Consider the following 19,586-nt stretch of genomic DNA (forward strand, 5'->3'; position numbering starts at 1 on the left):
CTGAGCGTTCCGAGCGCCCAGCGGTTCGAACGCTCAGCGTTTCAACCACTCAGGGTTTCAACAACTCAGTGGTCGGGCGTGACGATGCCGTACTCGTGGATCTTGCGGTAGATCGTCGCGCGCGAGATGCCGAGCAGCTGCGCCGCGCGCGGTTTGTTGCCGTGGGCCTCCTCGAGGCTGCGCACGATCGCGTCGCGCTCGATCGACTCGAGCCCCTTCAGCGGCCGTTTCGCGATGGCCTGGTACTCGGCCGGCAGGTCGCTCGGCTGGATCGCTCCGAGCCGCCGGTGCTGCGCGACCTTCTTGAGCACCTGGTACAGCTGCGCGGTGTTGTCCGGCCAGTCGGCGCGCATCAGCAGGTGCAGCGCCGTCGGCGAGCACGAGAGCCGGCTGCCGCGCGAGAGCTTCGCGAGGAAGAACGGCACGAGCTCGGTCAGGTCGTCGATGTGGCGGCGCAGCGGCGGCACGGTCACCGTCCGCGGGAAGAACGCCAGCGACTCGGCCAGGTCCGGCGTCGTTTCGGCCTCCGGGGCCAGCGTGACCGCGAGCCACGGCGCGTTGGCGCCGTACGCGGTACGCACTTCTTCGAGCACCCCGGAGAACGCCTTCAGCTGCTCGCCGCGCAGCGACTCCAGGTGCTGCACCACGAGCGTGTCGACCGGATCGTCGATCAGGTCGCGCCGGAGGTCGCAGAGCCAGTCGTCCTCCGCCGCCTCGCGCGCGTCGAGCGTGTGCAGCCGGCCGGTCGGGTTGCGCCGCTGGTGCACGCCCTTGGCGAGGCTCAGCTTCCCGGTGCCCGGCTCTCCCGCAAGCACGAGCCACTCGCCGCGGCTGTAGCCGGCGTCGACGTCGTGCGTGCACCGCAGCCACGACGGTGCCGAACCGACCAGGCCCGGCAGGAACATCGGCAGCATCGGCACGGGCACGCCGCTCGACTCGGCCTCCGAGACGATCAGCTTCACCGAGAGCACGCCGCCCACGACGTCGTCCTCGTGCTGGCCCGGCACGCGGCGGCAGTGCATCTTGACCTTGCCCCCGCCCGAGAGCGTCACGGTCGCGGTGTTGCGCCGGTATTCCGACAGCGCCTGCGCCGCGTGCCCGAGCAGGATCGACTGGTCGGCGGAGTTGAGCAGCTGGCGCGCGCTGTCGTTCATCATCACGATGTCGTCGTTGAACGCCATCACGATGCCGGTCGTGCGGCGGCACGCCTGCAGGTAGGACTGGAAGAGGATCAGCTCGCGCAGGTTGCTGTGCGTCAGCAGCGCCTGCTGGATTTGCTCGGCCGTGCTGCGCGCGAGCGCGATCAGCAGCCCGCCCGCGTCCTTGCGCCAGCACGTCAGGTCGACGGCGCCGATCATCTTCCCGGAGATCGGGTGGTGGATGGGAACGCCCGCGCACGCGAGGTTCTCCAGGTGCTCGGCGTAGTGCTCGTGGCCGAACACGTGCGTCGGCTGGTCGTCCTCCAGCGCGGTGCCGATGCCGTTGGTGCCCACGAACTTCTCGCCGTAGCTGAAGCCGGGGACCAGTTCCACCCGTTCGAGGTGGCGGTGCAGATCGGTGTCGCCGGTGCGCTGGCTCAGCACCGTGCCGGTCGGGTCGGCGAGGATCATGCTGATCGGCTGCCCGTCCAGCTGGTCGCCGAGGCGTTGCATGACGAGTTTCGCGCTGTGGATCAAGGGAGTGTCGAGGTTGACCTCGCCGAGGTAGGGCAGGTCGATGCGATCGGCGGGCACGCGGAAGTGCCGCGACCGCCACCACGAGGCGAGGATCGCCTCGCGGACTTGGTCCGGCTCAATGGTTTCCGATGTCAGAAAGCGAATCCGGGTCCTCGCCAGACCGTCCTCGTCGGGCAGGATCGCGGCCGGGTTCGGTGCGACCTGGCGGGCGGGTGGACTCTTCACCACGGCTCGACCTCCTGTCGCTGCCCACGTCGTTGTGTCGCAGTACCGGGTCGTGCCCAGCTTAGGACACGTGTCCAGCGCGGGTCTCACCTTGAGACGCGCTCCTTGCGCGCGCGGGGTTCTCATGGGGTAGTCCGGACCAGCGCGCAGGAGGACCCGAATGGATGAACAAACCGAGGAGACGTACAACCCCTGGACGGTTGTCGACCTGGTGTTCCGCCACCTCGTGGACATCGGGCTGCACCCGACGCTTGGCTCCGGCGGCCCGCCCGGCGAGCCGGCCGCGGAACTGCTGCGTGCGCTCGGGATCACCCCTACGGCGGAAGGAGACGTACGCATCCAGCACGAGAAGGAGTCGCAGCTGGCCCAGCTGCGGGCCGCGATGATGGAGGACGGCTGAAAAAATCTCCGCGGCTTGTCTCGTATTGAGACTCGCGGTTCCGCGGGCCGCCCCCTTAATCGTGTTCGCAGGACTTGACGCCCCGGTCCGCACCGGGTGAACCGGGTACCGAGGTACGGGCAGGGCGAGCCAGCAGCCGTCGTGGCGCGACGGGTAAGGAGAGACCATGAGCCGCCAGAGCGTGGCGAAAGCCCACCAGAAGATCCAGGAGCTGTCGTGGGAACCGGTGTACCACCAGCCGGTGTCGCACTACGGAACCGATTACACGTTCCACAAGGCCAAGAAGAAGGACCCGCTCAAGCAGGTGCTCCGTTCCTACTTCCCGATGCAAGAGGAAAAGGATCACCGCGTTTACGGGGCCGAGGACGGCGCCATCCGAGGCAACATGTTCCGGCAGGTCCAGGAACGGTGGCTGGAGTGGCAGAAGCTGTTCCTGTCCATCATCCCGTTGCCGGAGATCTCCGCGGCGCGGGCCATGCCGCTGCTGTTCCGCACGGTGCCGAACCCGGAACTGCACAACGGCCAGGCGATCCAGATGATCGACGAGGTACGCCACTCGACGATCCAGCAGAACCTGAAGCGCCTGTACATGAACAACTACATCGACCCGGCGGGTTTCAACTCGAGCCTGCGCAACTTCCAGAACGACTACTGCGGCACGATCGGCCGGCAGTTCGCCGAGGGCTTCATCACCGGTGACGCCATCACCGCGGCGAGCATCTACCTCACGATCGTGGCCGAGACGGCGTTCACCAACACGCTGTTCGTCGCCATGCCCGCCGAGGCCGCGGCCAATGGCGACTACCTGCTGCCGACGGTGTTCCACTCGGTGCAGTCCGACGAGTCGCGCCACATCAGCAACGGTTACGCCACGCTGTTGATGGCACTTTCCGACGAAAGCAACCACCAGTTGCTCGAACGCGACCTGCGTTACGCGTGGTGGAACAACCACCGGGTGGTCGACGCGGCCATCGGCACCTTCATCGAGTACGGCACGAAGGACCGCCGCAAGGACCGGGAAAGCTACGCGGAGATGTGGCGCCGGTGGATCTACGACGACTACTACCGCAGCTATCTCGTCCCGCTCGAGAAGTACGGTCTGGTCATTCCGCACGACTTGATCGAAGAAGCGTGGAAGCAGATCTGGGACAAGGGCTACGTGCACGAAGTCGCGCAGTTCTTCGCCACCGGGTGGCTCGCCAACTACTGGCGCATCGACCCGATGACGGACGAGGACTTCGAGTGGTTCGAGTACAAGTACCCGGGCTGGTACGACAAGTACGGCAAGTGGTGGGAGAACTACAGCCGCCTGTCCGTGCCGAACGGGCACAACCCGATCGCGCTGGAAGACGTCGACTACGTCTACCCGCACCGGTGCTGGACCTGCATGGTCCCGTGCCTCGTGCGTGAGGACATGGTCATGGCGGAGGTCGACGGGCAGTGGCGGACGTACTGCCACGAAGCCTGCCGGTGGACCGACGTCGAGGCGTTCCGGCCCACGTACCAGGGCCGCGAGACCCCGAACATGGGCCAGCTCATCGGTTCCCGCGAGTGGGAGACGCTCTACCACGGCTGGAACTGGGCCGATGTGGTGTCCGACATGGGCTACGTCCGCGACGACGGCAAGACCCTGGTCGCCCAGCCGCACCTCGACCTGGACCCGAAGAAGATGTGGACGCTGGACCACCTGCGCCGGTGCCCGCCGCTGCAGAGCCCGAACGTGCTGCTCAACGAGATGAACGCCGAGCAGCGGGCCGCGTTCCAGGACGACTACAACCGCCAGGGTCCGGCAGGACGGCCCGCAAGGGCAGCGTCCTGATCGGACGGACAACCGGTCTCCGCCGGCGATCGGGTGCCGCTCTCGCGGTGGCACCCGATCGCCGACGGTGGCGACCCGGGATGTGTGCGAACTCCGGCGTTCAGGCAGGGAAGCGATGGGAAACAAGCACCACGTCCGCTTCGAACCGGTCGGCATCGAGATCGAGGTCGACGAGGACCAGAACATCCTGCGAGCGGCTGCCGAGCAGGGCGTCATGCTCATGCACGGGTGCAAGGAGGGGCAGTGCGCCTCCTGTAAGTCGTTCATCCTCGACGGCGACGACGTCGACCACGACCGGTACTCCACGTTCGCGTTGCCCGACTTCGAAAAGGAGGAGGGCTTCACGCTGCTGTGCCGGGCGCACGCGTACGAGGACCTGACGATCGAACTGCTCAACTACGACGAGGAGATGATCCACTCCGGACTGCCGATCCAGGAGGCGGTCGCGGAGGTGGTTTCCCTCGAGGAGGTCACGCACGACCTGCGCCGGCTCGTGGTCCGGCTCATCGACGCCGAGTCGTTCAAGTTCTTCCCCGGCCAGTACGTCGACTTCGTGGTCCCAGGACACGAGGCCACCCGGTCGTTCTCGATGGCGAACACCCCCGGCCGGGACTCCGGCCTGCTGGAGTTCGTGATCAGGATCTACCCGGACGGGTTGTTCTCGCACTTCCTGGACACCGCGGTGTCGGTCGGGGACCGGCTCGACGTGTCGGGCCCGTTCGGGGTCTTCACCCTGCGGGACGCGCCCGAGCGGGATCTGGTGTTCCTCGGTGGCGGCGCCGGCATGGCGCCCATCCTCTCGCTGCTGCGGTCCATGGCCGAGCGCGGCATCGAGCGGAAGGCGACCTACTACTACGGCGCCCGTCGCAAGAGGGACCTGTGTTTCGAGAGCGAGCTGACGGCTCTCGAGGACAAGATCCCGGGTTTCCGGTTCGTGCCGGCGCTGTCCGAACCCGAGCAGGGTGAGGACTGGGACGGCGAGACCGGCCTGATCACCGACGTGGTGCGGCGGCTCGAGACCGACCTGGGCCGCACCGACGTCTACGTGTGCGGGCCGCCGCCCATGGTGGAGGCGGCCCTGGAACTGCTGCCGGCGCTCGGCGTGCCGGAGAAGCGGATCTTCTACGACAAGTTCACCACGACCGGCGATGCGGACGAGACGTGAGTCCGGCTGGGAAACCGACGCAACGACGAGGCCAGTGCCCGACGCGAAGGAATGAAACCCATGACAACGACGGCTGAACGCAGCGTTCCCAAGCCCGTCTTCACCGATGCCGAGGCGGGCGCCAGGGAGTTCCCGGACTCCGAGGCGAGGCGATTCAACTACTACACCCCGAAAAAGCGCAAGCAGAGCCACTACGAGGACGTCACCGTCGAGGTGCAGCCCGACCCGCGGCACTACTTGAGCCAGGGCTGGCTGTACGGCTTCGCCGATGGCAAGGGCGGTTACCCGCTCGAGTGGACCGCGCTCAAGGCCTGGGGTTCCGACCGGCCCGTGCCCGTGCGCAGCCCCGGCTCCGGCGGCCAGGGCTACCCGTGGCCGGCGCACGGCTGGCACGAGTTCCGCGACCCCAACGAGGAGTGGGAGCTCACGCTCTACCGCTACAACGCCAACGTGGTGCGCCAGCTCAACCAGAACATCGACGCGGCGCGGCAGTCGAAGGCGTTCGAGCAGTGGAACCCCAACTGGGTCAGCTTCGTGTCGCAGCACATCGGCGCGTGGATGCACGTGGACCACGGCCTCGGGCTCTACCTGTTCGCCAACGCCAACCGGCGCGCTCCCACCAACATGCACAACAACGCGATCTCCGTGAACAGCATGCACCGCATCCGCGCGGCGCAGGACCTCGCGCTGTACAACCTCACTCTGTCCGAGGAGATCGAGGGCTTCGACGGCACCGCGCACCTCGCGACGTGGAACGAGGACCCCGCGTGGCAGGGCGTGCGGGACACCGCCGAAGCGCTCACGGAGATCTGGGACTGGTGTGAGGCGATCTTCGCCGCGAACATCGTGTTCGAGCCCCTCGTGGGCGAGCTGTTCCGCAGCCGGCTCGTGCAGCAGGCGGCGCCGGCCAACGGCGACTTCGTGACCCCGACGCTGATCGGCGCGGAGGAGTTCGACTTCTCCGAGCGCGACCTGCGCTACACGAAGGCGATGTTCGAGCTGCTGGTCAACGACAGCGAGTTCGCCGACCACAACCGTGCGCTGATCGACAAGTGGCTCTCGGCGTGGGTGCCCAAGTGCCTTTCGGCCGCACGCACGATGCAGCCGCTGTGGTCGCAGCCCGACGCCAAGCCCATGCGGTTCGAAGACAGCCTCGACCGCGCCAAGAGCCGCTTCGGCGGCATCCTGTCCGACCTGGGTCTGCAGGCACCGAAGGAGCTGAGCCAGTGACTGTCTTCAAAACCGCGGAAAGCCCGTTCAAGTCCGACAACACCGCGTCGAACATGTGCGGCTTCACCCTGATGAACAACCAGGTCGGCGCCATCATCGCCGAGGTCGTGGGCAAGCTCGACAACGTCACCGTGACGCCACTGCCCTCGATGATCCGCGTGGACGCCGTGGGCCGCATGGACCTCGTCTTCGCCGACGTGGACGAAGCCGCGGGCGAGGAGGAGGGCTGGTTCGACTCGGCGGAGTTCGAGGAGAGCATGTCCACCCACTACGGGCGCATGGTCCACCTCGACGACCGCACGATCATGTTCGCCAACCCCGAGGACGCGGCCGAATACCTCGACTTCGACCTCGTGGCGCGCAAGTAGCCGAGATCGGAGAAGCACAACTCGGCAGAAGCACTCGATTCAGTCCGGGAGGAGCACCGTGTACGAAAAGGACGGCGAAAAGTACTTCGTGGTCGACGGGCACACCCACTTCTGGGATGCCAGTCCCGCCAACTGGGTTCCGGGTCAGGAGGAGTACGCCAAGGGCTGGATCGAGTGCTTCCACGCGTACCAGAGCCTCGGCCCGAAAGAGACCCACTGGCCGATCGAGAAGTTCCAGAAGTACGACGAAGAGACGATGATGCACGACCTGTTCGACGCGGGTCACGTGGACATCGCCATCTTCCAGCCCACGAGCCTGCGGCAGTGGTACCGCGAAGGGTTCAACACCACTGAGGCCAACGGGGCGCTGGCGGAGAAGTACCCGGGCCGGTTCGTGGTCAACACGAACTGGGACCCCCGGGACGGCGACCCGGGTCTGAAGGGCCTGGAAGAGCGCGTGAAGCGCTGGGGCTGCAAGGGTGCGAAGCTCTACACCGCCGAGTGGTACGGCGACTCGCGCGGCTGGAGCCTGCGGGACCCGGAGGCCTCGCGCTACCTGGAGAAGTGCCAGGAGCTCGGCGTGAAGAACATCCACGTCCACAAGGGACCGACGATCTGGCCCCTGGACAAGGACGCGTTCGACGTGAAGGACGTGGACTACGCCGCCACGAACTTCCCGGAGCTCAACTTCATCGTCGAGCACGTGGGGCTGCCGCGGATCGAGGACTTCTGCTTCATGGCCACGCAGGAGCCCAACGTCTACGCCGGCCTGTCGGTGGTCATCGGCGGGCTCATGCACGCGCGGCCGCGGTTCTTCGCGAAGGTCATGGGAGAGCTGCTGTTCTGGGTCGGTGAGGACAAGATGCTCTTCGGCGCCGACTACGCCATCTGGGAGCCGAAGTGGCAGGTGGAGGGCTTCGTCGACTGGCAGATGCCCGACGGTGAGGAGTTCTCCGACTACGGGAAGCTCACGGTCGAGACCAAGAAGAAGATCCTCGGTCTCAACGCGGCCCGCCTGTACGGGCTCGACGTGCCCGAAGGTCTCGGGCTCAAGGATCCCGAGACCGTCGAGGCGGTCGGGGTTCCGTCGCCGTGACGGCAGCCGGAACCGCCGGCGCGCGCACCGACCAGACCGCCGCGATCACCGCGGCGGTCTGGTCGGCGCTGGGGACCGTGCGCGATCCCGAGCTGGACCGGCCGCTGACCGACCTGGGTTTCGTGGCGAGCTCCACGGTGGACCCGGGTGGGGAGGCGGTCGTCGAGCTGTGCCTGCCGACGTATTTCTGCGCGCCGAACTTCGCGTTCCTGATGGTGGCCGACTCCTACGACGCCGTGTCGGCGGTGCCGGGCGTCAGCCGGGCCGTGGTGCGCCTGAAGGACCACTTCGCCGCCGACGTGATCAACAAGGGGGTGGCGGCGCGGGCCGGTTTCGTCGGCTCCTTCGGCGACGAGGCGGCCGACGAGCTCGACGGCCTGCGCGCCGACTTCCTGCGCAAGGCCGTGCTCGCCGGCACCGACCGCGTGTGCCGGTCGATGGTGTCCGGCGGCGTGGCCCGCGAACGCCTGGCCGACCTGACGCTCGCCGACGCGCCGCCGACGCCGGACCGCGAGCGGCTGCGGGAGCGCCGCCGTGAGCTGGGCCTGCCCGGCGGCGACGCCGACCCGCTGGTGCTCGACCCGGGCACCGGGCGGGCGGTGACGGCCGACGAGCTGCACCGGCACCTCGGCCTCGCGCGGCTCACGCGCGTGAGCCAGGACGCCAACTCGGGGGTGTGCCGCGGGATGCTGCGCGCCCGTTACCCGGAGGCCACCGACAACCCCGATACGGAGGAGACGCCATGAAGGCGGTCCGGTTGCACGCTTACCACCAGCAGCCCGTGATCGAAGACGTGCCGGAGCCGAAGGTCTCCGGTCCGCTCGACGTGGTGGTGAAGATCGGCGGGGCCGGCGTGTGCCGCACGGACCTGCACATCATCGAGGAGCAGTGGGCCGCGAAATCGGGCGTCGCGCTGCCTTACACGATCGGGCACGAGAACGCGGGCTGGGTGCACGAGATCGGCTCCGCGGTCACCAACGTGGCCGTCGGCGACACCGTGATCCTGCACCCGACGCCGACCTGCGGGCTGTGCCACGCCTGCCGCGCCGGCAACGACATGCACTGCGAGAACAACGCCTTCCCCGGCATCGACACCGACGGCGGGATGGCCGAGTACCTGCTCACCTCCGCCCGCGCGTGCATCAAGCTCGACGCGGATACCCGGCCCGAGGACGTCGCGGCGCTGGCCGACGCCGGCATCACCGCCTACCACGCCGTGCGCAAGGCGGTGCCGCTGCTGCCCCCGGGCACGGTGTGCGTCGTCAACGGCGCCGGCGGGCTCGGGCACATCGGCATCCAGTCGCTGCGGGCGCTGACCGCGACGACCGTGGTGGTCGTGGACCGCAACGTCGACGCCCTGAAGCTGGCCGCCGACCTCGGGGCCGACCACACCGTGGTCGCCGACGGCAGCCACGTCGACGCGGTCCTGGACCTCACCGGCGGCCACGGCGCCGAGGTGGTGCTCGACTTCGTCGCCGAGCAGGGCGCGCAGCAGGACGCGTTCGCCATGACGCGCCGGGCCGGCTCGCACTTCGTGATCGGCTACGGCGGCAACATCGACATCCCGACCATCGACATCATCTCCACGGAACGCAACATCGTGGGCAACCTGGTGGGCACCTACAACGACCTCGTGGAGCTGATGGTGCTCGCGCAGGCGGGCAAGGTCACCTTGCACACCAGGCAGTACCCGCTCGACGCGGCACTCGACGCGCTGGCCGATCTCGACGCCGGCCGCGTGCGGGGCCGCGCCATTCTCGTCCCCTAGCCGATCCAGCCCCATCACACAGGAGGAGCAGCATGGCCAAGGAACTTCGCTTCGGCTCGGAAGCCCGCGACCTGCTGGTGGCGGGTGTGGACAAACTCGCGGAGGCCGTGAAGTCGACGCTGGGCCCCAAGGGGCGCAACGTGATCATCGAGAAGATCACCGGTTCGCCCGTGGTCACCAACGACGGCGTGACGATCGCGCGTGAAGTCCACCTGCGCAACCAGTTCGAGAACATGGGCGCACAGCTGGTGAAGGAAGCGGCGATCAAGACCAACGACGTGGTGGGCGACGGCACCACGACCGCGACCGTGCTCGCCCAGGCGATCGTGGGCGAGGGCATGCGGGCGATCGCCCACGGCGGCAACCCCGTGCTCGTCAAGCGGGGCATCGACGCGGCGGTGGGCCGGCTCGTCGAGCACCTGGAGACGATGGCGCATCCGGTGAAGTCCGAAGAGGACTACGCGCGGGTCGCGGCGATCTCCGCCAACGACGACGGGGCCGTCGGCTCGGTGATCGCCAAGGCGCTCCACACGGTGGGGGAGAGCGGCGTCGTCACGATCGAGGAGTCGCCGCGCATCGGCATGTCGGTGGAGTTCGTGGAGGGCTTCGAGTTCGACAACGGCTACCTCTCGCCGTACCTCGTCACGGATCCCGGGCGCCTGGAAGCGGTGCTCGACGACCCGTACATCCTCATGTGCAGCGAGAAGATCAGCAACGTCCAGCAGCTGATGCCGGTGCTGGACAAGGTGATGCGCAACCCGCGCCCGCTCGTGCTGATCGCGGAGAACGTGGAGGGCACGGCGCTGTCGATGCTCGTGCACAACCACGTGAACCGCACGTTCCAGGCCGTCGCGATCCGGGCGCCGGGCTTCGGCGACCGCCGGCTGCACAAGCTGGAGGACCTCGCGGCCGTGGTCGGCGGGGCCGTGCTGTCGAAGCACTCGGGCTTCACGCTGGAGACGATGAAGCTGGAGCACCTCGGCCGCGCGAAGCAGGTCCGGGTGACGGAGAACGCGACCCAGATCGTCGGGGGCGCGGGGTCGGCCGACGACATCGAGTTCCGCGTGAACCAGCTGCGGGCCGAGCGCGAGCGCGCGCAGTTCGGCATCGACGACGACGTGCTGACCGAGCGGATCGGCGCGCTGACGGGCAAGGTCGCGGTGATCCGCGTCGGCGCCGCGACGCCGGCCGAGCTCAAGGAGCTGCAGCACCGCGTGGAGGACGCGCTCTCGGCCACCCGGGCCGCTATCGCGGAGGGCGTGGTCGCCGGCGGCGGCGCGACCCTGCTGCACGCCGAAAAGGTACTGGAGGGTCTCGACCTCGAAGGCGACTACGCCATCGGCGCCGACATCGTGCGGCGCGCGCTGAGCGCGCCGGCGCTGCTGATCGCCAGCAACGCCGGGTACGCGGCCGAGGAGATCGTGGCGCAGACCCGGAAACTCGGCGACGACGAAGGGTTCGACGCGTTGGTCGGGCGCTTCGGCGACCTCGTCGAGCTCGGCATCATCGACCCGCTGCGGGTGTGCCGGTCGGCGTTGCAGAACGGCGCGTCGGTCGCCGGCCTGCTGCTGACGACGAACTCGCTGATCGCCGAGGAGCAGACGCCGTGGGGCGGCAGCGCGGCGCTGATGACCGAGTTCGGGCCGCTCGACGAGGGCCTGCACCAGCCTTCACCCGACGCGAGCACTCCGCAGTCGCTCGGGATGGGGCCGTCGGTCGGCTGATCCGTTCTCGTTCCGGGCTGCCGATCCGGGCGACTCGACCCCCGCGCACCTCACCCCCGTACGGGTGCGCGGGGGTCTTCCCGTTGAGCGGCACGGAAAGCCGCGAGTGCCCCGGTGAGCGCGAACCGGCCCGGCCCGGTGAAGGCCAGCACCAGCAACGTCCAGCAGAACAGGGCGGCCTGCTCACCGCCGTTCTGGATCGGCAGCACGTCATTCGGCGCGTGGACGGTGAAGTAGGCGAAGGCCATCGACCCCGAGCCGATCAGCGCGGCCGCGCGGGTGCCGATGCCGAGGCACACCAGCGTGCCCGCCACGAGCTGGATGAGCGCCGCCCACCAGCCGGGCCACGAGCCGACCTGCGCGGGGGCGTGGGCGCCGAGGAGGCCGAAGAGGGTTTTCACGCCGTGGCAGGCGAAGAGGAACCCCACGACGATGCGGAAGAGTCCGATCGCGTGGTCGCGGATCGCGTCCAGCCGGTGCATGGTACCTCCACAAAGGACGGTGCCGGGGCGCGGCCGGGCCGACACCCCGGTCGGCTGCCGTAATGGTCCAGACCTATCGGTGCGTGCGACCAGGTATACCGGCTGTGCCGTCCGGCGCGGTACCTGCGAAAGTGTGGCCTCGCGCGTGCGGGGTGCTCAGGCGCGCCGCGGCGGCCAGCCGGACTCGAGGAGATCGAACACGGCGTTGAGCGCGGCGAGGGGGTCGGGCTCGGTGCCCGTGAGGTCGGGGATCTCCAGCACGAAGCGGGCCAGGGCCCTGGCGGCCGTTTCGGTGGTAGGCAGGTCGCTCGCTTCGGCGATCGCTTCCGCCAACGCGTCTTCGCTCGCGATCCAGAGCTTGCGCGCGTACCCGCGCAAGGCCGGCGTGGAGACGATCAGGGCGCGCTTGCGTTCGTACTCCGGCGGCAGTTCGGCCGCGAACGGCCCGCGGCCGGCGAAGAACCGGCGCAGGGCGGCGAGAACGGGTTCGCCGGCTCCCCGCTCGCGCACGGCGGCGACGAGACCTTCGCGGCGTTCGGTGCCGTCGTCGAAGATCAGGGCTTCCTTGCCGTCGGGCACGTGGGCGAACAGCGTGGCGACGGAGACGTCGGCCTCCTCGGCGATCCGCGCGACGGTGACGTGGTCGTAGCCGTGTTCCAGGAACAGGCGCAGGGCGGCTTCGTCGAGCGCCTGGCGGGTGCGGGCCTTCTTGCGTTCGCGCCGTCCGGGCATGAATCTCACGATAGCCGAAACTGGAGTTACTCTGAAATCAGAGTGACTACAGAAACGAGGGCTCGTCATGCCGACCCAGTCCACGATCGCGCTGGTGACCGGCGGCAACGCCGGCATCGGCTACTTCGTCGCCGAGCAACTCGCCACGGCCGGGGCCGCCGTGGTGCTCGGCAGCCGCGACCCGGTGAAAGCCGCCTCCGCGACCGCGGCGATCCAGGCGCGGGTGCCCGGCGCCCGGGTCACGTCCGTGCGCCTCGACCTCGCCGACCTCGCCTCGCTGAAATCCTCGGCCGACGCCCTCGACGTGCCTCGGCTCGACGTGGCCGTCCTCAACGCGGGGGTGCTCCTCGACGGTCCCGAGCGGCGCGAAACCCCGGCCGGCCACGAGCTGACGTTCGGCACCAACCACCTCGGCCACTTCGCCCTCACGGCCCTGCTGTGGCCGCGGTTGTCGGCCGGTCGCGTGGTGACCACGGGCAGCTTCACGGCCCGCTCCGCGCGTCTCGACCTCGACGACCTGCAGAGCACTCAGGCCTACGCCCCCAAGCGGGCCTACGAGCGCGCCAAACTCGCGCAGATGCTGTTCGGCTTCGAGTTGGCCCACCGTCTCGAGAAGGCGGGCAGCCAGGCCCTCAGCGTCGTGGTCCACCCGGGCGGCGCGCTGGACGCACTGACTCCGTCGCGGCCGCCGGTCCACTCGCGCACCACTCCCCAGCTGCTCCGTACGCTTCCCGCCGGCCTGCTGCTGCAAGGAAAACACGCAGGCGCGTGGTCCGCCGTGCACGCGGCGCTCGACCCGTCCGTCTGCAATGGACAGCTGTGGGGCCCGCGGTCGTTCGGGCTGCGCGGAAAACCGCGCCTCGAAACGCCGAAGGGCCCACTCGCCGACCCCGCGACGGGCCGCCGGCTGTGGGACTCGAGCGCGGAACTCGCGGGCGTGGACCCGGACTTCGTGACCGCGCCCTGATGGGCGGTCGATGAGGGGAATTGGGCCTTTCGGGTGGTACTGCCCGATGTGCGCCGGTGAAGCGCGGGGTTCGGTTACGGTCGTGCCGACGTGATCGGCGGCGGGAGGCCGGCTGACGCGTGGTCTGTCTCTCCTGGGGAGGAAATCCGCACCGCGACGGGCAAGGTCTCCACCTCGGACGCGCCGGACTACACGCAGGCGGTCTTCGAGGCGTACGCGGGCAGCGCGAAGGTGGGTGCGGCGCAGACGCGGACGGTGAGCCGGTACGCGGTCTACAAGGAATTTTCGTTCGTGGCCGGGGATCCCGACCTGGTCGGGGGCATCGACCGGATCAAGGTCACGCCGTGCGTGTACGTCCTGTCCGGAAAGCACTGTGGCACGCCCTACCAGGCGTGGCGGCCCCAGGCCTGATCACCCGGGAAACGCCGGTCACCGGGGTCCGGTGACCGGCGCGGGGTTCAGCCTGCGGGTGTCACGTCGATGAGGATCTTGCCCGTCGCGCCGTTTTCCGAGGCTTCGTGGGCTTTCGCGGTGTCGGCCAGGGCGAAGCGGTGCACCGGCAGGCCGCGCTCCTCGCCCAGGCGCAGCGCGCCGTCGACGAGGGCCGCGGTGACGTCCTCCGCGCCGGCGCGCAGCTTGTCCAGGCCGACGGTGTAGAGGACCAGGAACTGGTAGCGCGAGTTCAGCCACAGGTTGCGGCCGAACTCGAGGGTGATCCTGCCGGTGCCGCGGTCGTCGCCGTAGGCCGCGACGGTGCCGCGGGTGCGCAGGACGTCGGCGTGCAGCCCGGTGTTCGTGCCGGCGGCGACCTCGACGACGAGGTCCACGCCGTCGGGGGCGATCGCCCGGATCTCGGCCGCGAGGTCGCCGGAGGTGTAGAGCAGCGCGTGGTCCGCGCCGGCCGCCCGGGCGAGGGTGGCTTTGGCCTCGGTGCTGACGGTGGTGAGCACGGTCGCGCCGGCCCAGCGGGCGAGCTGGATGGTGGCGTTGCCGACGGCGCCCGCCCCGCCCGTGACCAGGACGGTGCGGCCCGCGAGCGCGCCCGGGGCGAGCCGCGTCGGCCCGTCCTCGGCGACGGTCAGGGCGCGGTGCGCGGTGAGCGCGGGAATCGCGAAGCCGGCGCCCTCGTCGAAGCCGACGCCGTCGGGCAGGCGTACGAGCCGCTCGGCGGGCAGCACGGTGTACTCCTGCGCCGTTCCGGACGCGGGGGAGTGGGCGGCGGCCAGCAGCACCCACACGCGGTCTCCGGCCGCGAACTCCGTGACGCCCGGCCCGACGGCGTCGACCACGCCGGCACCGTCCTGGTTGGGCACCGCCGGGCCCGCGAGCTCCCCGGGCCCGCGGCGCGACTTCCAGTCCGTGGGGTTCACCGCCGACACGACGATCCGCACGCGAACCTCGCCGGCGCCCGGCTCCGGGACATCCCGCTCCGACAGCGACAACACTTCCGGCCCGCCGTGGCGGGTGAACGTGACAGCCTTCATGTCTCGTGCAATCCCGTACCCCCGCGGCCCTATTCCTTGCCCGCCGGAATTTCCTCCCGCCGGGCGTGGGGTTTACCCCACACCGGCGGGTGAGCGGCCGTGGTGGCTGCTCGATGGCTCCGCTGCGCCCCTCGCGCGAGGCTTGGACACACGAGCAGCGCCGACGAAAGGAGCGAACGATGGCCACCCACCGCACGCCGGATTCGCACCTCGAACGAGCGGCTCAGGCGCAGTCCGTCGCCACGGCGAACCCGCCGTTGCGCACCGCGGCGCCCGGCTTCACCATGCTCGACCCGGTCCAGGACACGCACGCGACGAAAGCCGCTGCTGCGCAAGCGATCGCGGTCCTGCGGGAGGCCCTGCACTGACAGGGCGTGCCGCCGCGCCCCTCCCGCACAGCGGCGGCACCCGCGGGCCGGCCATCCCCCCCGTCATGGCCGGCCCGCGGCTCGCGGCGCCCGGCCCGGCGACGGTGACCACACCGGCGCGGGCGTGGGTACGGTGAAGGCCTCCGACCCGGTCGGGAGGGCGCCGTGGAATCTCCCCGTGAAACGCTCGAGCTGATCCTGCACACGGTTCCGCAGCCGGTCTGGGTGATCGACCACGGCGGGGCGATCGTCTACGCGAACCCGGCGGCCGTCGGCGCGCTCGGTTACGGCGACCTCGCCGAGCTGCGCGGGCGCCAGAGCCACGAGACGGTGCACCACCACTATCCGGACGGCTCGCCCTTCCCCGCGTCGGAGTGCCCGATGCTGCGGTCGCGCCAGGCCGGGGAGACCGTGCACAGCGACGAGGACTGGTTCTTCCGGCGGGACGGCTCGATGTTCCCGATCGAGTGGTGGTCGGCCCCGCTGGACCTGCCCGGCGGCCGTGGCGCGGTGCTCGCCTTCGAGGAGACCACGCGGCGCCGTGCGGCGGAGCAGGCCGTGCGCGAGCGCGACGCGGCGCGGATCCGCGCGGCCGAGTCGCGCGCCACCGGCCGGCGCATCGTCGAGAGCGCGACGGCCGCCCGCCGGCAGCTGGCCCGCGACCTGCACGACGGTGCGCAGCAACGGCTCGTCGCGCTGCTCATCGACCTGCAGCTCGCCCGTGAGGAGTTCGCCGCGCCGGAGCGGGTGCCCGGGCTGCTCGACGAGGCCGTCGAGCAGACGCGCGCGGCCATCACCGAGCTGCGGGACCTCGCCGCCGGGATCCACCCGGCCATCCTGTCCGCGCGCGGGCTCCGGTTCGCCGTCGAGGCGCTCGCCTCGCGCGCGGCGCTGCCGGTGACGGTGACCGGGTCGGTCGAGGTCGAGCTCGCCGAAGGGGTCGAGGCGTGCGCCTACTTCGTCGCCGCCGAGGCGCTCACGAACGCGGTCAAGCACTCGCACGCGTCGCAGGTCACGGTGACCGTGGCGGCGACCGGGCCCCTGCTCACGGTCGAGGTGCGCGACGACGGCGTCGGCGGGGCCGTCGCCGGCGGATCCGGTTCCGGCCTCGCCGGCCTGACCGATCGCGTCGACGCCCTCGACGGCCGGCTCACCCTGTCCTCCCCGCCCGGCGGCGGAACCGTGCTGCGCGCGGAGTTCCCCCTCTGAACGCGCGAACTGTGGGGACATCCCCATGGCGGGGCCGGGTGCGGGACGGGGACCCTTGAGCTATGCCGCCCACCGCCCTGATCGTCGACGACGACACCGGCTTCCGGCGCGCGGCGCGGCGCCTGCTCGCCGCCCGGGGCTTCGCCGTCGTCGCCGAGGCGGCCGACGCGGGGCAAGCCCTGGCAGCCGCACGGGCCCACCACCCCGACTGCGTGCTCCTCGACCTCCACCTCCCCGACACCGACGGCCTCTCGGCCGCCCGCGCCCTCACCGCCGCCCCCGGCCCGGCGCCCCGGATCCTCGTCACCTCGACCGAGCCGCCCGGCTACACCCCCGCCGACCTCGCCGCAGTCGGCATCATCGCCTTCGTCGCCAAGGACCACCTCGCGACGGCCGACCTGCCGGCGCTGTTCGGCTTCACGGCCGCCTGACCCCTCGGCGCGGGGACGTCAGCCTCGGTCGTCGAACGGCTCGTCGCTCCAGCGAAACCACGCTTTCCCGTCCTCGACGTGGAGGAGGAACTCGACCACCGGCCCACGCGGCGACAGCAGGCTCAGCGATCCCGTGATGCGCTCGTGGATCCGTTCCCAGGCCTCCACGTGATCGTCCAGACCGGACTCGACCAGCTCCAGTTCTTCGTCGAACAGCGGCTTGACTCCGGCGAAGGCGGGCCGCGCCGCCGAAATTTCCTCGACACGATCTCCGGAACGCACGACCCCGGGACGTCAGCTCCGCAGGTACCGCAGCACCGCCAGCACCCGCCGGTGCCGGCTGCTCGCCGACTGGTGCAGGCCGAGTTTGCTGAAGATCCCCGTCACGTGGCGTTCCACGGCGGGCACGGTGACCACGAGCTTCTCCGCGATGCCGACGTTGGAGTGGCCCTCGGCCATGAGGGCGAGGACGTCGCGCTCGCGGGGGGTGAGGTCGTCGAGCGGGCTGCCGACACGTTTGCGCCCGACGAGGCGGGCGATGACGTCCGGGTCGAGGGCCGTGTCGCCGGCGGCGACGCGGCGGACGGCGTCGATGAGGACAGCCGGGTCGGCGACCTTTTCCTTGAGCAGGTAGCCGACGCCTTCCGCGCGGTCGCCGACGAGCTCGAAGGCGTAGCGGTCCTCCAGGAACTGCGACAGCACGATCACCCCGACGTCCGGGTCGGAGGAGCGGATCTCCAGCGCCGCGCGCAGGCCGTCGTCGGTGAGGTCCGGGGGCATGCGGATGTCGGTGATCAGCACGTCGGGCCGGTGCGCGCGGACCTGGCGCAGCACGGCGGGCGCGTCGGAGGCCACGCCGGCGACCTCGAAGCCGGCGCGTTCGAGGACGCGCACGATCCCCTCCCGGACCAGGGCCTGGTCCTCGCCGACGACCACCCGGATCCGTTCCGACACCGGCCTCACGCTACCGGGGCCGGTCCGCCCGGGCGCGCCCGGAAAACCCGTCCGGCGGGCGCGGGTGCGGTGCGTGCCGGGGCGGTGACCGGCTGCTGCGCCGCCGGACCGTGACCGCGAACCCCCTTGAACTCTGGCTAACGACGAGTTACCGTCCGCCTAACCAGTATTCACCTCCCGCAAAGAAGCAGGTGGCCCATGTCCGAAGTGGCGACCAACGCCCCGGCCGGCGTGGCCGGGTCCGCCTACACCCGAAGAGAGCGCGGTCTGATCATCGCGGCCGCGGTCAGCGGCTGGGGGATGGAGTACTTCGATCTCGTGATCCTGTCGCTCGTGGCCGGCGACGTCGGGAAGACGTTCGGCGTCTCCACGGCCGCGGTGGGCGCGGTCTTCACCGCGCAGCTCGCGGCCACGGCGATCGGCGGCATCCTGTTCGGCCCGCTGGCCGACCGGTTCGGCCGCCGCCGCGTGCTCACGTGGACGATCTGGATCTTCGCGATCGGCACGGGGCTCGGCGCGCTCGCGCCGAACTTCGGGTTGTTCGTGGTGTGCCGGATGCTCGCCGGGGTCGGCATCGGCGGCGAGTGGGCCATCGGGTTCGCGCTGCTGAACGAGGCGTGGTCGCCCAAGCGCCGCGGGCTCGCCGGCGGCATGGTGCAGGCCGCGATCTGGCCCGCTTACGCGATCGGCATCTTCGTCGCCGGCGCGGTTCCGAACTGGCGCTGGGCCTTCGCCATCGGCGCGCTGCCCGCGCTGGCCGCGGTGGCGATCCGGCTCGCCTGCCCGGAGTCGAAGCAGTGGCTGGAACTGCAGCGCGCCAAGGCGGAGGGCCGGACGGCCGGCACGGCGCAAACCCGAGAGCCCGCCGGACTCGCCTTGCTGTTCAAGAAGAACGCGCTGAAGATGGTCGTGCTCGGCACCGTCGTGGTGTTCGGCGCGCAGTACTCCTACTACGTCTACTCGTCCTGGATGCCGACCTTCCTCAAGACCGGCCTGCACCTGGGCGCGGGACCGACGCAGACGGTGCTCTACGTCAGCGCCGCCATCTCGCTCGTCTCCTACGTCGCGGCGGGCGCGCTCGGCGACCGGTGGGGCCGGCGCAAGGCGCTGCTCGCCTTCGCCTCGGTGCAGCTGGTCGCGTTCATCGCCTTCGCCGTGCTGATCGCCACCGGTGCCGCGACCGGGTCGGTGATCGCGATGTACTTCGTGATCTCGTTCGGGCTCGGCTATTTCGCCGTGTTCGGCACGTGGTTCGGCGAACTGTTCGCGACGCCGATCCGGGCCACGGGCTCGAGCTTCTGCTACTCGGTGGGCCGCGGCATCGCGAGCTTCGGGCCCGGGATCGTCGGCCTGCTCGCCGCCCGCTACGGCCTCGGCGGCGGCATCTCGACCGGCCTGTTCGCCGTGGCACTGATGATGATCACCGCGCTGTTCCTGGCCGACCGCTCCGGCCGGGCCATCACCGCGGCGGAATGAGGAAGGGGAACG

21 protein-coding genes are annotated in these 19,586 nt (G+C 70.2%); 15 read left to right on the forward strand and 6 right to left on the reverse strand.

What is annotated here, in order from left to right; translation table 11 throughout:
• Nucleotides 1-65 precede the first annotated feature (65 nt).
• Nucleotides 66-1,901 (reverse strand): sigma-54-dependent Fis family transcriptional regulator, encoded by a 1,836-nt coding sequence (locus ACQPXB_RS17925; protein WP_366578082.1) that lies wholly within the window; start codon nt 1,899-1,901, stop codon nt 66-68.
• A gap of 160 nt (nt 1,902-2,061) precedes the next feature.
• On the opposite strand from ACQPXB_RS17925, the gene ACQPXB_RS17930 reads away from it, so the two are divergent.
• The 9 genes from ACQPXB_RS17930 to groL all read left to right on the forward strand — a co-directional run bounded on the left by ACQPXB_RS17930 (nt 2,062) and on the right by groL (nt 11,471).
• Complete coding sequence (locus ACQPXB_RS17930; RefSeq protein ID WP_366578084.1) at nt 2,062-2,301, forward strand: hypothetical protein; 240 nt, start codon at nt 2,062-2,064, stop codon at nt 2,299-2,301.
• A 166-nt stretch (nt 2,302-2,467) separates the two neighbouring features.
• Entirely contained in the window at nt 2,468-4,120 is a 1,653-nt protein-coding gene (locus tag ACQPXB_RS17935) for a methane monooxygenase (protein WP_366578086.1), read from the forward strand.
• Between the two features lie 115 nt (nt 4,121-4,235).
• Nucleotides 4,236-5,285: an NADH:ubiquinone reductase (Na(+)-transporting) subunit F gene (locus tag ACQPXB_RS17940; protein ID WP_432853468.1), complete on the forward strand. Its 1,050-nt coding sequence runs from the start codon at nt 4,236-4,238 to the stop codon at nt 5,283-5,285.
• A gap of 60 nt (nt 5,286-5,345) precedes the next feature.
• Complete coding sequence (locus ACQPXB_RS17945; RefSeq protein WP_432853471.1) at nt 5,346-6,515, forward strand: toluene hydroxylase; 1,170 nt, start codon at nt 5,346-5,348, stop codon at nt 6,513-6,515.
• Nucleotides 6,512-6,883: a propane 2-monooxygenase effector subunit MimD gene (mimD, locus tag ACQPXB_RS17950; RefSeq protein ID WP_366578090.1), complete on the forward strand. Its 372-nt coding sequence runs from the start codon at nt 6,512-6,514 to the stop codon at nt 6,881-6,883. Before ACQPXB_RS17945 ends, mimD begins: the two co-directional genes overlap by 4 nt.
• Nucleotides 6,884-6,941: 58 nt before the next feature.
• Entirely contained in the window at nt 6,942-7,979 is a 1,038-nt protein-coding gene (locus tag ACQPXB_RS17955; RefSeq protein ID WP_432853474.1) for an amidohydrolase family protein, read from the forward strand.
• Entirely contained in the window at nt 7,976-8,725 is a 750-nt protein-coding gene (locus ACQPXB_RS17960) for an iron-sulfur cluster assembly protein (protein WP_386953469.1), read from the forward strand. Before ACQPXB_RS17955 ends, ACQPXB_RS17960 begins: the two co-directional genes overlap by 4 nt.
• Nucleotides 8,722-9,747 (forward strand): NAD(P)-dependent alcohol dehydrogenase, encoded by a 1,026-nt coding sequence (locus ACQPXB_RS17965; protein WP_366578095.1) that lies wholly within the window; start codon nt 8,722-8,724, stop codon nt 9,745-9,747. The genes ACQPXB_RS17960 and ACQPXB_RS17965 overlap by 4 nt, the downstream gene beginning before the upstream one ends.
• Nucleotides 9,748-9,779: 32 nt before the next feature.
• Nucleotides 9,780-11,471 (forward strand): chaperonin GroEL, encoded by a 1,692-nt coding sequence (groL, locus tag ACQPXB_RS17970; protein WP_366578097.1) that lies wholly within the window; start codon nt 9,780-9,782, stop codon nt 11,469-11,471.
• A gap of 50 nt (nt 11,472-11,521) precedes the next feature.
• On the opposite strand, the gene ACQPXB_RS17975 is transcribed toward groL, so the two are convergent.
• A complete protein-coding gene (locus ACQPXB_RS17975) occupies nt 11,522-11,953 on the reverse strand; it encodes a DoxX family protein (RefSeq protein WP_366578098.1) in 432 nt (143 codons plus the stop codon).
• Nucleotides 11,954-12,109: 156 nt separating this feature from the next.
• Complete coding sequence (locus ACQPXB_RS17980; RefSeq protein WP_432853480.1) at nt 12,110-12,685, reverse strand: TetR/AcrR family transcriptional regulator; 576 nt, start codon at nt 12,683-12,685, stop codon at nt 12,110-12,112.
• Between the two features lie 67 nt (nt 12,686-12,752).
• Between ACQPXB_RS17980 and ACQPXB_RS17985 the strand changes: the two genes are divergently transcribed.
• On the forward strand, nt 12,753-13,652 hold the full coding sequence (locus ACQPXB_RS17985) for an SDR family NAD(P)-dependent oxidoreductase (RefSeq protein ID WP_432853483.1): 900 nt from the start codon (nt 12,753-12,755) through the stop codon (nt 13,650-13,652).
• A gap of 90 nt (nt 13,653-13,742) precedes the next feature.
• Nucleotides 13,743-14,063 carry a hypothetical protein gene (locus tag ACQPXB_RS17990; RefSeq protein ID WP_432853486.1) on the forward strand — a complete coding sequence of 107 codons (321 nt, stop codon included), beginning with the start codon at nt 13,743-13,745 and terminating at the stop codon, nt 14,061-14,063.
• A gap of 47 nt (nt 14,064-14,110) precedes the next feature.
• Here the strand turns inward: ACQPXB_RS17990 and ACQPXB_RS17995 are convergent, their stop codons facing one another.
• Entirely contained in the window at nt 14,111-15,136 is a 1,026-nt protein-coding gene (locus tag ACQPXB_RS17995) for an NADPH:quinone reductase (RefSeq protein WP_432853489.1), read from the reverse strand.
• A gap of 179 nt (nt 15,137-15,315) precedes the next feature.
• Here ACQPXB_RS17995 and ACQPXB_RS18000 point away from each other — a divergent pair, with 179 nt between their 5' ends.
• The 3 genes from ACQPXB_RS18000 to ACQPXB_RS18010 all read left to right on the forward strand — a co-directional run bounded on the left by ACQPXB_RS18000 (nt 15,316) and on the right by ACQPXB_RS18010 (nt 17,144).
• Nucleotides 15,316-15,504, forward strand: coding sequence for a hypothetical protein (locus ACQPXB_RS18000; protein ID WP_432853492.1), 189 nt, complete (start codon nt 15,316-15,318; stop codon nt 15,502-15,504).
• 165 nt (nt 15,505-15,669) lie between these two features.
• The gene (locus tag ACQPXB_RS18005; RefSeq protein WP_432853495.1) at nt 15,670-16,713 is read left to right on the forward strand and encodes a PAS domain S-box protein; all 1,044 of its coding nucleotides are present in this window, start codon (nt 15,670-15,672) and stop codon (nt 16,711-16,713) included.
• Nucleotides 16,714-16,775: 62 nt separating this feature from the next.
• On the forward strand, nt 16,776-17,144 hold the full coding sequence (locus ACQPXB_RS18010; protein ID WP_386953492.1) for a response regulator: 369 nt from the start codon (nt 16,776-16,778) through the stop codon (nt 17,142-17,144).
• A gap of 18 nt (nt 17,145-17,162) precedes the next feature.
• Here the strand turns inward: ACQPXB_RS18010 and ACQPXB_RS18015 are convergent, their stop codons facing one another.
• Both ACQPXB_RS18015 and ACQPXB_RS18020 read right to left on the reverse strand, forming a co-directional pair.
• Entirely contained in the window at nt 17,163-17,426 is a 264-nt protein-coding gene (locus tag ACQPXB_RS18015; RefSeq protein ID WP_432853498.1) for a hypothetical protein, read from the reverse strand.
• 12 nt (nt 17,427-17,438) lie between these two features.
• Nucleotides 17,439-18,086, reverse strand: a complete 648-nt coding sequence (locus ACQPXB_RS18020; RefSeq protein ID WP_366578710.1) for a response regulator transcription factor — start codon at nt 18,084-18,086, stop codon at nt 17,439-17,441.
• A gap of 210 nt (nt 18,087-18,296) precedes the next feature.
• Here ACQPXB_RS18020 and ACQPXB_RS18025 point away from each other — a divergent pair, with 210 nt between their 5' ends.
• On the forward strand, nt 18,297-19,574 hold the full coding sequence (locus ACQPXB_RS18025) for an MFS transporter (protein ID WP_366578115.1): 1,278 nt from the start codon (nt 18,297-18,299) through the stop codon (nt 19,572-19,574).
• Nucleotides 19,575-19,586: the final 12 nt, after the last annotated feature.

Origin of the sequence: Amycolatopsis sp. CA-161197 (assembly GCF_050942255.1) — a bacterium.
Lineage (GTDB): Bacteria > Actinomycetota > Actinomycetes > Mycobacteriales > Pseudonocardiaceae > Amycolatopsis.

What these genes read in the sequence shown, in the direction of transcription:
- ACQPXB_RS17965 (WP_366578095.1), top strand. Translation starts at nt 8,722, where the DNA reads ATGAAGGCGGTCCGGTTGCACGCTTACCACCAGCAGCCCGTGATCGAA.
- ACQPXB_RS18000 (WP_432853492.1), top strand. Translation starts at nt 15,316, where the DNA reads ATGGCCACCCACCGCACGCCGGATTCGCACCTCGAACGAGCGGCTCAG.
- groL (WP_366578097.1), top strand. Translation starts at nt 9,780, where the DNA reads ATGGCCAAGGAACTTCGCTTCGGCTCGGAAGCCCGCGACCTGCTGGTG.
- ACQPXB_RS17975 (WP_366578098.1), bottom strand. Translation starts at nt 11,953, where the DNA reads ATGCACCGGCTGGACGCGATCCGCGACCACGCGATCGGACTCTTCCGC.
- ACQPXB_RS17985 (WP_432853483.1), top strand. Translation starts at nt 12,753, where the DNA reads ATGCCGACCCAGTCCACGATCGCGCTGGTGACCGGCGGCAACGCCGGC.
- ACQPXB_RS17940 (WP_432853468.1), top strand. Translation starts at nt 4,236, where the DNA reads ATGGGAAACAAGCACCACGTCCGCTTCGAACCGGTCGGCATCGAGATC.
- ACQPXB_RS17930 (WP_366578084.1), top strand. Translation starts at nt 2,062, where the DNA reads ATGGATGAACAAACCGAGGAGACGTACAACCCCTGGACGGTTGTCGAC.
- ACQPXB_RS17995 (WP_432853489.1), bottom strand. Translation starts at nt 15,136, where the DNA reads ATGAAGGCTGTCACGTTCACCCGCCACGGCGGGCCGGAAGTGTTGTCG.
- ACQPXB_RS17945 (WP_432853471.1), top strand. Translation starts at nt 5,346, where the DNA reads ATGACAACGACGGCTGAACGCAGCGTTCCCAAGCCCGTCTTCACCGAT.
- ACQPXB_RS18025 (WP_366578115.1), top strand. Translation starts at nt 18,297, where the DNA reads ATGTCCGAAGTGGCGACCAACGCCCCGGCCGGCGTGGCCGGGTCCGCC.
- ACQPXB_RS17935 (WP_366578086.1), top strand. Translation starts at nt 2,468, where the DNA reads ATGAGCCGCCAGAGCGTGGCGAAAGCCCACCAGAAGATCCAGGAGCTG.
- ACQPXB_RS17980 (WP_432853480.1), bottom strand. Translation starts at nt 12,685, where the DNA reads ATGCCCGGACGGCGCGAACGCAAGAAGGCCCGCACCCGCCAGGCGCTC.
- ACQPXB_RS18010 (WP_386953492.1), top strand. Translation starts at nt 16,776, where the DNA reads ATGCCGCCCACCGCCCTGATCGTCGACGACGACACCGGCTTCCGGCGC.